This window comes from Leptospira sp. B5-022 (assembly GCF_000347035.1).
GTDB classification, from domain to species: Bacteria; Spirochaetota; Leptospiria; order Leptospirales; family Leptospiraceae; genus Leptospira_B; species Leptospira_B cinconiae.
Map to the genome: position 1 here is coordinate 147314 of NZ_ANIJ01000022.1, position 13466 is coordinate 160779.

Sequence of the window (13466 nt, forward strand, 5' to 3'; positions counted from 1 at the left end):
ACAATTAATAAGTTTTCTCACAGGACTCTCTGAATTGCTCGGTCTCTTTGTCATTTTATATATTTGTATAACCATTTTAATCGGAGCATTTGCCTCCAGATTTGTAAAAAGTTCCCAGGATTATGTGTTAGCCGGAAGAAAACTTCCGCTTGTTCTTGCATCGTCCGCTTTGTTTGCCACTTGGTTCGGTTCGGAAACACTGATGGGAGCTTCGTCCAAGTTTGTAGACGGAGGGGTCCTAGCGGTGATCGAAGATCCTTTCGGGGCGGCACTTTGTCTTTTTTTAGTAGGGATATTCTTTGCTAGGCCCTTGTATAGGATGAACATTCTCACTTTCGGAGACTTATACAAAAATCGTTTTGGCCGAAGGGTGGAATTTCTTTCCGCACTATTTATGATCCCTTCCTATTTCGGCTGGATTGCGGCTCAATTAGTAGCAATGGGTATTGTCATTCATTCCTTATTCGGATTCGATATGTATGTAGGAATATTATTGGCATCCGTTGTCGTATTGATCTACACATATATCGGAGGTATGTGGGCGATTTCCATTACGGATTTCTTACAGACCATTTTGATCATAGTAGGGCTTTTGGTTTTGGTTTGGGACCTACAAGGAAAGGCCGGTGGATTTCAAACTGTGATAGCGACGGCGAAGCCGGGATTTTTTTCCTTTTTTCCGCCATTACAAACGGAAGCAATCCTCGCTTATATTGCAGCTTGGATGACGATAGGGTTAGGCTCTATTCCACAACAGGATATTTTTCAAAGAGTGATGTCTTCTAAGTCGGAAAAGGTTGCCGTGTATTCCTCTCTGTTGGGCGGGGGATTGTATCTGACCGTCGCATTTTTACCTTTGCTTGCTGGATATTTTGCAAGAAGAGTTTATCCTGAGATAGCGGCGGGGGATAATCAAATGATACTTCCTCATGTAGTGTTATTACATTCTACTTTGTTTATTCAGATTCTTTTTTTTGGAGCATTACTTTCCGCTATCTTAAGTACAGCTTCAGGCGCGATCTTAGCTCCCGCTTCCGTTTTAGGAGAGAATTTGATCCGTCCTACTTTAAAAAATCCTTCCGAGAAATTATTATTGAGAGTGATGCGTTTTTCCGTGTTGATAGTGGCATTCGTATCCACAGGAATGGCGCTGAGTGAAACGAATATTTATCAGTTGGTAGCCGATTCTTCTTCCATAAGTTTGGTTTCCCTTTTTGTTCCATTGGTTGCCGCAATTTTTTGGAAAGATGCGAACGCAACCGGGGCAGTGTATGCTATGTTCTCGGGGATGATTGTATGGTTGGGCCTGAAATTTTTCGGACCGGAATGGCTGCCTCCGACAATCCCAGCTTTGGGTGTCAGTTTTTTAGGTCAGTTTTTAGGAAGATATATTAGGATTTCTTTATTCGAACCCGAACTAAGCGGAAACTCTGTTCCTTCCGGCGGCCTTTGATTCGTATAATTTCTTATCTGCTGCTTTTAGGAAATCTTCCGGAGTCTCGTCATTGTCTCTGGTTGCGACGCCGATACTTACGGTAATCGTCCAAGGGATCTCTTCGAAGGTCTCAGTTTCGATTCTAACGCGGATCCTCTCCGCAACGAATTTCGCTCCTTCAATATTCGTGTTGGAAAGTACAACGCAGAATTCTTCTCCCCCGTAACGGGCAGCTACATCACAATCTCTCACTAATCCGGATAATAATCTTCCGATTGTAGCTAGTAGTTTGTCTCCCACTTGGTGCCCCAAAGAATCGTTCGCCTTTTTAAAATGGTCCAAATCGAGAAGAAGTACCGACAAAGGAAAATCATATCTTTTGGATGCGGCTAAAAGGGTATTTAAAGATTCCATTAAATGCCTTCTATTAAAAAGTCCGGTTAAGGAATCCTTATGAGATAACTCTTTCAGATTTTTATTGGATTCTTCCAGTTGTAATTGTAGAAGGTTACTTTTTAAGCGGGTGCCTTCGACATTGATTGCCGTTCCTATACTTGCTATGGAGAACGCGAAGATGGGGGTTATTACTGAGAAAGTTAATTCCCTTTCTATTATATAAGAATACCCCAACGAAAAGAAAAACAAGTTGATAAATACAATCGTCAGGTAGGTCACAAAACTTGCCCGAAGAAATAGCGGAAGAAGAAGTAATCCGAAACAAAAAGCGGAATAATCGGAGGTGTGGTACTGGTCCACTAATGTCGCAAAAGTGGTGGTTAATGTGAGTAGTCCCACGTAGACTATCATTGCTAAATAGGAAAGTTTTTTACCCTTCCCATCATTTAGCGCTAGGACAGCCAGCATTAAACTTGAGAATAATGCAGAACTTCCAAAGCTCAAACCGTACAAAAATTGGACTTGCCCACCGCTAGGTGTCCCCGGTGAAAGGAAATTTTGCGCAAGAAGAAGACAAGACACAATAAGAGCGAAAATACTTAAGATCCTGATCGACTTATCGTTGTCTAGGGTCCGAAGTCTACGGATTTCCCCGGATCTAGAATAAGAAAAGTCTTCCGAAAGATATCTTCTGAGTTTCATAGCGGATAATCAGATAGACGGATGAAGATTTAGGTTTATACGCTTTGGAGAACGGAAGTAAAAAATCCAAGCATTAAAAATCGGAAAAATATTTTCTTAGCTAAGAAAGAAACGAGGGTGCCGATTCGTCATCCAAACTCGCATAAAAAACCTTGTTTTATAATTTTGGAAATTTCTTGAACTAAGTTCTAGACGATCGTCCAGATCGATATAATGTCCATACTATGTAAGAACAAATTTATATGAGTAGAATGGGGAACTTCTAAAAATTTATCTCTTTATAACCCTCCTAAAAAAATCTGGTTAAGTATATGGAATCCGTAGCTTCAGTTCCTCGGAAAAAAATAGTTCGTCATGAATTATTCCTGATCCTGCTTCTTGCGAGTATTCAGTTCACGAATATCATGGATTTTATGATCATGTTCCCGCTTCAGGATTATTTTCTGAAGCAGTTCCAGATCGATACTGCAATGTTTTCTTTCGTTCTTTCTTCCTATTCTTTTGCCGCTGCAATTGCCGCATTAATTGGAGCTAACTTTATAGATCGTTTTAATCGTAAATCCGCCGCTATCTTTTTATATATAGGTTTTTTGGTAGGAACTGCGCTTTGTGCGATTGCAAATACGTATTCTTTCCTTCTTTTTGCAAGGATCACTGCCGGGATTTTCGGGGGAATGATCAGCGGAGTTATTCTTTCTATAATAGGTGACGTTTTTCCGATTGAAAAGAGAGGGAAGGCAATGGGCGGGGTAATGGGAGCTTTCTCGGCAGCCTCGGTTTTAGGAGTTCCTTCGGGTATCCGAATTGCCATGAGTTCCGGTTGGAATTATACATTTGCGTTTATCGTGGTCCTCGGCCTTCCGATCTTAGTTCTGGCCATTTTATATTTACCTAGCCTTCCTTCTAAAATGGAAAAGCAGAAGATGGCGGATTTCAGCCAGCTGATCAATGTACTTTCGAAAAGGGATCATTTGGTGGCACTGGCGTTTTTTATGAGTGTGATCTTGGGAGGATTTACTGTCGTAACTTCGATAGCCGTTTTTATGGAAAGGAATATGGGCTTTTCCAAAACTCAAGTCAGCCATATCTACGAGATCGGAGGGATCTGTACTTTCGTTTCTTCTTGGATTGTAGGATTTCTGTCTGATAAATTTGGAAAACATAAGATCTTTCTGATCCTTGTGCTTCTCGCCTTGTTACCTATTCTTGCAATTACCCATTTGCCTAAGGATTTGCCGGTGTACATGGCCCTCGGAGTTACGACAGTTTTTATGGTCTTAGTATCCGGTCGGGTGATTCCCTCTATGGCGATGTTAACTTCTGCCATCCGCCCGGAAGTGAGGGGAAGTTTCATGTCTGTGAATTCCAGTTTACAAAGTGTGGCCACAGGTATCGGAGCACTTCTCGCGGGTGCAATCCTGATTCAGTTGCCAAATGGAACTTTCGAAAGATTTGATGTAGTCGGCTACTTTGCGGTCGGTTTTAATCTTCTCGCTCTCTATCTTTCCAGAAAGGTGAAAATAGTTTCCTAAGTTGCGCTTTGGAAACATGTTTCTGAAATCCCTAAAAAAATGCGGACATTTCTTGACTTTTTAATGTGACAGAATACTGTCTGGCCACACGTTAAAGGAGGTGGTTTAGTTGAGTAGCGACAGTTGCAGCAAGAAAATGACCTGTGAGGTGGCTGAGCAATAGCCCAGGCCCCTGCAAAAGGACCTCTTGGACCTATTGCAATACCATCAGACCACTGGCCTTTCTGAGTTCCGAGAATTGGTCACTTTCGGGCATTTAGCGTAGCTAGACGCAGACACTCAGAAGGTTTTAATTTCTTCCTTTTACGATATTGTAGAACTTGGGGAATTCCCGAGAGCAAAATCTGTAGTAACTTCGACGCCAATCCCAGTATCCCAATCCATTTTTCCAAATCCTAAGTTCATATTAGCTGCCGATAATCGCGCTAAGACGAACTTGCGTAAAATCGTCGAAGATACTACAAAACTCCAAACCAATATTCCGTCTTGAAATTTACCTGCGAAACCTAAGACTGACTCCGGCAGGATTTTATTTGGAATGAAGCGGGCTTTGGTTTTATCCGGTGGGGGCGCTCGAGGGGCGTATCATGCCGGGGTCCTAAAATATTTAGAAGAAATCGGATTTAAACCGGATATAGTCTGCGGGACTTCCGTCGGAGCGATCACTGCTTCCGCCTTAGGATGCGGTATGGACGCTGCCAGGATTGTACAACTTTGGAAATCCATCGAAATCCAAAAAGTGATGAAATATTCCATCTGGAACGATTTTCTGGACTTGATCTTTCGAAGGTTTTCTCCTCTTGCAGATACAACTCCGCTAAAATATCTACTCTACTCTCAATTAGATTTTCGTAATATTCGAAAGAATCCTATGGAGATCATCATCACTGCGGTGAATATACTTACCGCCGAGCTGGTTTTTTTCGGAAACAAGGACATAGATATAGAACATGTAATGGCTTCTTCTGCCATACCCTTGATCTTCCCTTGGCAGTATGTGGATGGAAAACCTCATTGGGACGGCGGGGTGATGGCGAATGTTCCGATCCTCCCTGCTGTAGAAAGAGGCGCAAAAGAGATCGTGGTTGTATTATTGTCTCCTGTGGGAGGAGTGAATATGGGACTTCCGCGGAGCAGAAGGGACGGGCTTGAGAGAGTTTTTGAACTTTCTTTGATCGGGTCCTTCCAGACCATCATGGCGAACTTGCAATACCAAAAAAAACAAAAGGATAATAAGAAGAAAGGATTCACAAAATCATTATTATCCTTTTCCGAACCCGAAAAAAAGGATTATAAGATCAGAGTCATCGGTCCGAGGACTTCTCTCGGTTTCGGAAGTATATTAAATTTCTCTCAAGTGCAAGCGGACTATCTGATCAGCCGTGGATACGAAGACGCGAAGATTCAATTCGGGGAAGATTAAGACCCAATGCTGGAAATCAAGGTAGAAGACGGGAATTTTATAGATTCGGAAGGGTATATTCTCCAATTGAGAGGAGTGAACTTATCTGGAAGTTCCAAACTTCCATTCAAACCGGATGGGACGACACATTTCGATCAGTCTTTAACATTTCACGATCATCGAAAAGTTTCATTTGTTGGTAGGCCTTTAGAGGAGAAGGAAGCCGGCGAACATTTGGATCGTTTGAAGAAGTGGGGATTCAACTTTCTTCGCTTCCTCGTAACCTGGGAAGCAGTGGAGCATTTAGGCCCAGGCAAGTACGACCAAGCATATCTAGATTATATCGAAAGAATGGTGGCGCTTGCCGACAAAAAAGGGTTCTACGTTTTTATGGATCCGCACCAGGACGTTTGGTCCAGATTCACAGGGGGAGATGGCGCCCCGGGTTGGACCTTGGAAGAAGTCGGAATGAACATCGAGAATATTAAAGATTCCGATACTGCAATCGTTCATCATTTCCAGGGCAGGAATTATAGAAGAATGTCCTGGCCATTAAACTACCAGAAATATGCCTGCGCTACGATGTTCACCTTATTCTTCGGAGGAAAAACATTCGCGCCTAAACTTTCTATTCGCGGCAAGAACGTAGAAACCTTTTTACAAGATCATTATATAGAAGCGATGTGTCGTATAGCGAAGAAGGTTTCGAAATATAAAAACGTCCTTGGATTCGATTCCTTAAACGAACCTTCTCCCGGATGGATCGGCAAAAAAAATATAGGGGAATTTTCCGGATTAGGTTTCGGTAAAGTTCTGAGTACTTCTCCTTTCCAAGAAATGTTCTTGTCCGAAGGTAGAACGGTTAGAGCAAACAACGCTTATATGCTCGGCTTTACCGGGTTTAATTTAGGAAAAACAAAGTTAAATCCGAAGTCGGTCCCTCTATGGCAGGAAGGAAAACATTGTATCTGGAGACAACATGGAGTTTGGGATTACGATCCGAATGGAGCTCCTATGCTCCTTCGCCCCGATTATTTTAATAAATATAGAGGAAGGAAGATAGAATTTTACCCGGAGTTCATGCTTCCTTTTATCAAAAGATTTAAGACTAGAATACAATCCGTTCAGAAAAAATTCTCCATATTCATCGAATCGGATCCGGGAAGTCTAGAATTAGACTGGAATGAAAAGCCGAAAAAGGGAGAAGGAACGGTAATCAACGCGACTCATTGGTACGATGTTTCCATTCTGATGTTTAAACGTTATATTCCTTGGTTCGGAGTTCATATCTTTAAACAGATCCCAATATTCGGAAAAAAGAATGTAGAGAAGGCCTACGAAGATACAATCCGAATGATCAAAGAAGTTTCGATAAAGAAGATGAATAACTGTCCTACGGTGATCGGAGAAACGGGCATCCCTATGGACATGAACGGACGTTTGGCGTTCAAAACGAAAAATTATTCTCATTTGGAAGCTTCTCTTGATCGTATTATCACTTCAATCGAGAAAAATTTCGTACATTATACTCTCTGGAATTACACTCCTGACAATACCCATAGCTTGGGAGATCGATGGAATGAAGAAGATCTTTCACTTTATTCTTTGGACACTCCTAAAAGTATAGATGAAGATGGGGGAAGAGCAGTTAGAGCATTCTCCAGGCCGTATCCGATCCGAACCAAAGGAAACCCGGAAGCTATCAGTTTTGATATGGAAAAATCCATGTTTAAATATTCTTTCAGAAAAGAAGGGGATGAAATTCCAGTAGCAGAGATCTTTCTCCCCGAAATACATTACGGAAAAGGTTTCGAAGTACTAGTAAATGCAGGAAGCTGGAAATACGAATCCAAAAAAAGGATATTGACCTTCAAGGGAGAAAAGTCCGTGTCCTATTACGGTATAACTATCTTCCCGACTAAAAAATAACTTTTCTAATAGGTGGGAATCGTTAGAATGGCCTTCGTCGTTAAAATGTCGGAATTCTCCAAGGTTTTGGAAATTTTCGATCTTATCTAGTAGGAGCTTCGACTCGAGCTAATATTGGCGACATAGAATTAAAAATTCGCAGAGGTCTTTGCATGAAAAACACGTTTTTTTCGATCCTTACGATTCTAATTTTTGCAGGTCTTATTTCTTGCGGCGGAGCGAAAGTAAGCCAAGCAGAATGTGATCCAGTTGTAAACGAATTGATTTCCAATCTTTCCGTTGGTCAAACTCCAGAGCAGACTGAAAAATTGAAAGCTATGCAAGGTCAAATTTCCGCTCATCTACTTAAAGAGTGTATGACTGGTAAATACGATCTTACTTGTTTAAAATCCTCTAAAACACTTGCGGCTCTCGCTACTTGTAAGAAGTAATTTTTAACAACCAAGGGCCGGAATTTTCCGGCTCTTTCTTTCCTGCTTAATCTTCGTCTATCAAAAAGAAGCCTTTTTCTTCAGAATAACATCCATGTTCCCTATACACTCCGGATGGATAGAAGTGTATCCGTTGTGCGTACCTGTATCTACTCGAAATACATCTTAAGCATACATCCCATCGAATGGCCCAGTCGCATTCTTCTTTCCTGAAGGCAGGTAGAACCCTTAAGAGAGGTTTTGATTCGGGAGTTTCGTTCGGGAAGGAGACCTCTGGAGATGGGTGGAGAAGGGTCGAAGTTACTACAAAAAGGGCAATGATTTGGATGTATCGACTCATTCTGGTAAGGTTCTTAGAGATAAAGGGGGGATAAGAACTCTATCGGTTTGCTCGTAAAAGATCTGGAGCGCTTGTAGACTAAAAAATTATGTCTCATAGATGAAAGGAATAGCTAAGTTCTTTAGTATCTTCGACAGCTTTTCCAAAGGACTCTCTTTCCTCCGTCGAAGATACTACAGAACTCCGATCCCAATTCCGGTTGCAGAAATTCATTCTCTCCGAATTCGGACTGCTTCAAACTCAGGGCGAATCTTCTTCTGATTCCTGAAATCGAAAAAATCGAAGTGATCTTAGAAAATTTTCTCCATCGTGTAAAAAATGCCGACCCGATGTGTTATTTCAATCAAAGCCCATTCGCGAAGAGGAGAAAAGGGTATAGTTTAGAACAGCCGTCGGAAATTACTTGAATTAGCGTTTCGAGTTGGAATCTTTGTGTAATGGCATCCCGAAAAGATTTTATGGAAACCCTGTATAGGGAATCCAACGGGAGAATTTTTGATTTCTTGTATAAGTATACCGGAAATCCGGAAACCGCCTCTGACCTAATGCAGGATACCTTTCTTAATTTTTTTAAGAAGTATTCCAATTCCGACTTAAACAAAGAGCAAGCCCTAAAGCTGTTGTATACCATCGCAAGAAATCGATCGATCAACTATGCCAAGAAGTTCTCCACGGTAAAAGAATCTGGGACGGACGATATGGGAAGTTATCGGGAAGAAGGGCAGAGTTTTGTAAGAAAGACCGAACTTTCCGATTTGGAAACCAGGTTGATGGATTGTTTGGACGACTTAGAAGAAGGAGAAAGATACGCTTTAGTATTAAAAAATTTAGAAAAATACACGTTGGCTGATATTGCGGATATCATGGGGATCTCGGTTGCGACTGCATCCAGATTGGTTGTAAAGGCGACCGGAAAGCTCATAGAGATCGCAAAAAACAAACAAATTCTGCCGATGGAATAATACAAAAAGGCTGTTTGAAGGGAAGATGGACGAAAATTTCGAACATAAAATACGAAAGGCGATCGAAGGAGAGAAGAACGAATACAGCTCTTCTATCGAAAAATTGTCCGACATGCTTTCCAAATCTTGGGTGAGTCCTCCTGTACATATTTCTTTCGAGGAAATTTACGAAAAGGCCCAAACTTCTAAGGTTATTAGCTTTAACAAACCGTTATTATATACTCTTGCTTCTGTAGCTGCGATATTGATCGGAGCATTCAGCTTTATTGTTTTACAAAATTCTAAAGTTACTCCCGTAAAGACCGAGTTCGGAATATCTATAACTAAAATTATCGGAAAAGGATACTTATTCTCCCCTGATTCAGAAAAACTTTTGGCCTTAAACGAAGGTGAGTCGGTAGGTTCCGGCCAAATCTTGAAGACAGAACAGGATTCTAAACTTTTCTTAAACATTGCAAAGGGAGAAGGTATGATCTTAGAAGAATCTACGGAACTCGAGATCATGAAAGAAGGAAAACAATCTTTCCGACTTCGCAACGGTAGTATCTTAGTCCATCTACATAAGAACCTGAAAAAGGACGAATTTAGGATCATTACCGAAACAGGTTTGGTAGAAGTCAGAGGAACAAAATTCGAAGTCAGAGAAAAGCCGAAAGAAGGAACGATCGTCTCCGTTTTGGAAGGAAGAGTAGCAGCAAAAAGTAGCAGTGAACCGAACCGCGGAGAACAAGTTTTGGAACCAGGACAAAAGATCCGATTAGAGGCAAAAGGATTTCAGCGTACTTTTCTGACTTCTGCAGAACAAAAGGAACTTGGATTCAAATTTTCAGAACTTCAAGTAGATGAAATTCCTAGAAATTCCGAAAAATCTTTCTCCAATAAGGACGATCTATTTAACGAATATCAAAGGTTGGAAAGGGTTATACTATCCAACGGTGAGAGGTTAGAAGGTGTGATCGTTGACATGGACGAAAATTTTATGTATTTGCAAACTCTTGAAAAGGAAATAAAAATCCAAAGAGATTCGGTAATGGAGGTGATTCAACTTCGCTAAAATCGAATTATTTTTGACATGTGGAGAATTTTAAAGAAATTCTACCAAAGAAGGCTAATTCCCATGTCTGAAGAAACACCAAACCCCTCCGCAAAGACTCCTCGGTATAAAAGACATCTCGCCAATTATCTGATCGACAAGGACTTTCAATTAAGGTTCTTCTTAAATTTTTCCTTATTATTCATCTTCGGGTTACTGCTTACTCTCGGATTTTTATTTTGGGTCCATTCTACCAAGTACGACAAGGGAGTCGTTTTCAGACTTCGCCAGGACACTGTTAAAGTCTATCAAAAAGGATTTGAGATCGTTAACGGGGAAGAGAAGGACAAGTTTGTGGAGAAGGAACTTGCTCTTCCCGATTATGATCACGGTTTGGATCTGTTTACGATCCAATTTAAGGGAATTCTGCTATTCTCTTTATTGTATCTTCTGCTTTCTGCTATATTCGTTTTGCTTTATTCCCATAAAATGGCGGGACCGATCTACAATATTAAGAAAAATCTAAAGTTGCTGTTGGAAGGCAAAGACGTGGATAAGATCCGGATCCGAAGCGGGGATGAGTTTCAGGACCTTGCGGATCTTCTAAATGAGTTGATCGACAAAAAGATCCACGGTAAAAAGTAATAGGTTTGGATTTTGTCGTATCTTCGACTGGTCCTTCTTCTTATTTTAGTTTTCTAAATTTGAATAGCCAATTTAGGACACTCTTGAAACATGCGGAACGTGTATGAAGGAAATACTCGTTCCGGAAACTTCTCATATATTATATAATTCCGATTCGAGAAAAATGGATAAGCTTTCGGATGAAAGTATCAATCTTGTAGTAACTTCGCCACCTTACCCCATGGTTGGAATGTGGGACGATCTCTTCAAAAACTGGGACAAAAAGACTAAGAGCGCTCTTTCCAAAAACCTGGGAAACGATGCGTTTGAGGCAATGCATTTACAACTGGATAAGGTCTGGAAAGAATGCTTTCGCGTCTTGAAAGAGGGTGGGATCCTGCTTGTAAACATAGGCGACGCTACTCGAAGTGTCGGAGGTGAATTCTGTCTGTTTTCGAATCATTCCAGGATTTTATGGGCTTGTCGTAACTTCGGCTTTACTTCATTGCCAGATATTCTTTGGAGAAAACAGACTAATTCCCCTACTAAATTTATGGGCTCCGGAATGTTTCCAGTGGGCGCCTATGTTACCTATGAGCATGAGTATATTTTGGTCTTTCGAAAAGGTGGATTAAGAAAGTATTCTAAATCGGAGATGGAGATCCGACGAAATAGCGCCTTCTTCTGGGAAGAAAGGAATATCTGGTTTTCGGATATCTGGGATCTAAAAGGAGAAAGACAAATTTTTAAGGATGTAGGAGCTTCTCGGGAAAGGACGGCGGCATTTCCTGTGGATTTCGCCTATCGATTGGTGAACATGTTTTCCATAAAGGGTGATACGGTATTGGACCCATTTTTAGGAACTGGAACTACGTCGCTTGCTGCACTTCTTTCTTCTAGAAATAGTATTGGATATGATCTGGATCTTGGAATTCTTGAAATTGCCAGGAAAAAGCTTCTCAGTGCTGTGAATGTCTCGTCGAAGATACTACAAAACAGATTACAAAGCCATCTTGACTTCGTTTCGAATCGGAAGAAGCAAAAGAAGCAGATTTTGCATAAAAATAAGTACTACGGATTTCCAGTTATTACTTCTCAGGAGACAGAATTGACTTTTGAATCTGTAGATTCATCACATGAAAGTGAACATTTTTCCTTGAAAGCTCGTTATTCTCGATTTAATCTGCAAAATTCTTCCAAAAAGTAAGTTTCTAATTGTTGCTATTCTGATAGATTTAGTAGACCCTACTACAGTCTTTGTCGAATAAATTTGTATTATAGGAAATCTTCCATGAAATATCGCGTATTTATATTGGTATTAACAATTTTCTTTACTCTACCCACTTCTTTGTTTTCGGAACAAGAAATTGCGATCGTATTGTTCGTTGTGGGGGATGTTTCAGGAACGCAAAACGGGAAGAAAGTAAATCTCAGGAAGAATTCGATTTTAAAGAAGCAGGATGATGTCGAAACAAAAGATGGAAAAGTTGATCTTCAAATTGGCCCTTCAGTTGTGGTTCGTATCGCTTCTTATACAAAAGTGAAGATTTCCGAACTAAGTTCAGACAAAAAGGCAAATAAATCAAAGTTAGAGTTGATTTCCGGCAAAGTTTTTGCCCGAGTTGATAAGGGTTCTAAAAAAGAAGATTTTACAATTTCCGCCCCTTCTTACAATGCGGGTGTTCGAGGAACGCAATTTGTAGTTTGTGAAGAAAATGAAACGCAGCGCAAGGAAAACCCCGATAATGAAGATTCGGATGTGCCAAATGGAATCTTTGTGAAAGAGGGGGAAGTCGGAGTTACTACAGAAAATGGACAAAATTTTCCACTAAAGCGAGATGAAGAAGTTGTAGTATCTCCTCAAGGTCTTCTGAAGCAGCCTTTAGAGGAATTTATGCGTGAGAAAATGAAAATATTAGATGGCTTTAAGAAGATAATGGAAGAGAATTATAAAATTCTCCGGGATCAAAAACTTCAGAATCAAGAATTATTAAATCAAACCAAGCAAGATATATAATTTCCAAGGTGTAGTAATTTCTACACCTTAAGAAAAAATTTCACGCTCTAACTCAAACTTGGGAAACGTGAAGGGTATGAACTCTACCGTTTTCCTTCATGAGAAACTTAAACAGAAGGTAAAGATTGTTAAAAATCCTTATCCTTCTACGGCATTGATTCCGGAAAGGCTTTGGAGAAAAGTTCCGATTGATTGCAGACGCAACTTTCCTCGATATTTAAGGCGTCTGCAAGAGAAGTATAGTCTGTTGATTCAATCCCAAAGATATATGGGAAGGAATCCGCTGAGAACATCCTTTCAAGAAAAAGGCCAGAATCTGGTTCGCCATAGTTATCGCCCGAAAGAAGATAATTACCAAGAGCTGAGAAATATGGCTCTCGCACACGGTGTTTCGATGAATTATATAATTGTGTTAATGATTCATTGGGAATTTCTTCAAATAGATGAAAGAATTCTTTCTCACATTTGGCGTAATCGAAAACCGCCAACTTCAAAGATTATAGACATTCGTCGTGTTTTGAACTTAGAAACCGGAGAGGTTCGCATTATTCTTATAGGATGGCCTCGAAAATTCATTCTTGAAAGAGGATCTCCTTCTCATTGGGGCTAACGTTCCTGTTTTAGCGGCTGATTTATACGACATAATTTCTAGTAAGAGCATGA

Annotated in this window: 13 protein-coding genes; 11 read left to right on the top strand and 2 right to left on the bottom strand. The window is 40.6% G+C overall.

Going from position 1 to position 13466, the window contains the following annotated elements; genetic code table 11:
• The first annotated feature begins 34 nt into the window (after positions 1-34).
• Positions 35-1453: a sodium:solute symporter family protein gene (locus LEP1GSC192_RS10985; RefSeq protein ID WP_020770173.1), complete on the top strand. Its 1419-nt coding sequence runs from the start codon at positions 35-37 to the stop codon at positions 1451-1453.
• On the opposite strand, the gene LEP1GSC192_RS10990 is transcribed toward LEP1GSC192_RS10985, so the two are convergent.
• Positions 1418-2533 (bottom strand): GGDEF domain-containing protein, encoded by a 1116-nt coding sequence (locus tag LEP1GSC192_RS10990; RefSeq protein ID WP_020770161.1) that lies wholly within the window; start codon positions 2531-2533, stop codon positions 1418-1420. The genes LEP1GSC192_RS10985 and LEP1GSC192_RS10990 overlap by 36 nt on opposite strands.
• 311 nt (positions 2534-2844) lie before the next feature.
• Between LEP1GSC192_RS10990 and LEP1GSC192_RS10995 the strand changes: the two genes are divergently transcribed.
• The 4 genes from LEP1GSC192_RS10995 to LEP1GSC192_RS11010 all read left to right on the top strand — a co-directional run bounded on the left by LEP1GSC192_RS10995 (position 2845) and on the right by LEP1GSC192_RS11010 (position 7827).
• Positions 2845-4065 (top strand): MFS transporter, encoded by a 1221-nt coding sequence (locus LEP1GSC192_RS10995; RefSeq protein ID WP_020770006.1) that lies wholly within the window; start codon positions 2845-2847, stop codon positions 4063-4065.
• A 538-nt stretch (positions 4066-4603) separates the two neighbouring features.
• Positions 4604-5488, top strand: a complete 885-nt coding sequence (locus tag LEP1GSC192_RS11000; protein WP_020770052.1) for a patatin-like phospholipase family protein — start codon at positions 4604-4606, stop codon at positions 5486-5488.
• A gap of 6 nt (positions 5489-5494) precedes the next feature.
• Positions 5495-7396 carry a cellulase family glycosylhydrolase gene (locus tag LEP1GSC192_RS11005; RefSeq protein WP_020770058.1) on the top strand — a complete coding sequence of 634 codons (1902 nt, stop codon included), beginning with the start codon at positions 5495-5497 and terminating at the stop codon, positions 7394-7396.
• Positions 7397-7548: 152 nt separating this feature from the next.
• Positions 7549-7827, top strand: a complete 279-nt coding sequence (locus tag LEP1GSC192_RS11010) for a TIGR04454 family lipoprotein (protein ID WP_020770055.1) — start codon at positions 7549-7551, stop codon at positions 7825-7827.
• 46 nt (positions 7828-7873) lie between these two features.
• Here the strand turns inward: LEP1GSC192_RS11010 and LEP1GSC192_RS19510 are convergent, their stop codons facing one another.
• Positions 7874-8167, bottom strand: a complete 294-nt coding sequence (locus tag LEP1GSC192_RS19510; protein ID WP_081603592.1) for a hypothetical protein — start codon at positions 8165-8167, stop codon at positions 7874-7876.
• Between the two features lie 437 nt (positions 8168-8604).
• Between LEP1GSC192_RS19510 and LEP1GSC192_RS11020 the strand changes: the two genes are divergently transcribed.
• The 6 genes from LEP1GSC192_RS11020 to LEP1GSC192_RS11045 all read left to right on the top strand — a co-directional run bounded on the left by LEP1GSC192_RS11020 (position 8605) and on the right by LEP1GSC192_RS11045 (position 13413).
• Positions 8605-9129 (top strand): RNA polymerase sigma factor, encoded by a 525-nt coding sequence (locus tag LEP1GSC192_RS11020; RefSeq protein WP_020770024.1) that lies wholly within the window; start codon positions 8605-8607, stop codon positions 9127-9129.
• Positions 9130-9154: 25 nt separating this feature from the next.
• Positions 9155-10183, top strand: a complete 1029-nt coding sequence (locus tag LEP1GSC192_RS11025; protein WP_020769924.1) for a FecR family protein — start codon at positions 9155-9157, stop codon at positions 10181-10183.
• Between the two features lie 63 nt (positions 10184-10246).
• Complete coding sequence (locus LEP1GSC192_RS11030) at positions 10247-10807, top strand: hypothetical protein (protein ID WP_036089873.1); 561 nt, start codon at positions 10247-10249, stop codon at positions 10805-10807.
• A gap of 103 nt (positions 10808-10910) precedes the next feature.
• The gene (locus LEP1GSC192_RS11035; protein WP_020770158.1) at positions 10911-11993 is read left to right on the top strand and encodes a site-specific DNA-methyltransferase; all 1083 of its coding nucleotides are present in this window, start codon (positions 10911-10913) and stop codon (positions 11991-11993) included.
• A gap of 84 nt (positions 11994-12077) precedes the next feature.
• On the top strand, positions 12078-12803 hold the full coding sequence (locus LEP1GSC192_RS11040; RefSeq protein ID WP_020770068.1) for a FecR domain-containing protein: 726 nt from the start codon (positions 12078-12080) through the stop codon (positions 12801-12803).
• 76 nt (positions 12804-12879) lie between these two features.
• Entirely contained in the window at positions 12880-13413 is a 534-nt protein-coding gene (locus LEP1GSC192_RS11045) for a DUF1564 family protein (RefSeq protein WP_020770080.1), read from the top strand.
• Positions 13414-13466 lie beyond the last annotated feature (53 nt).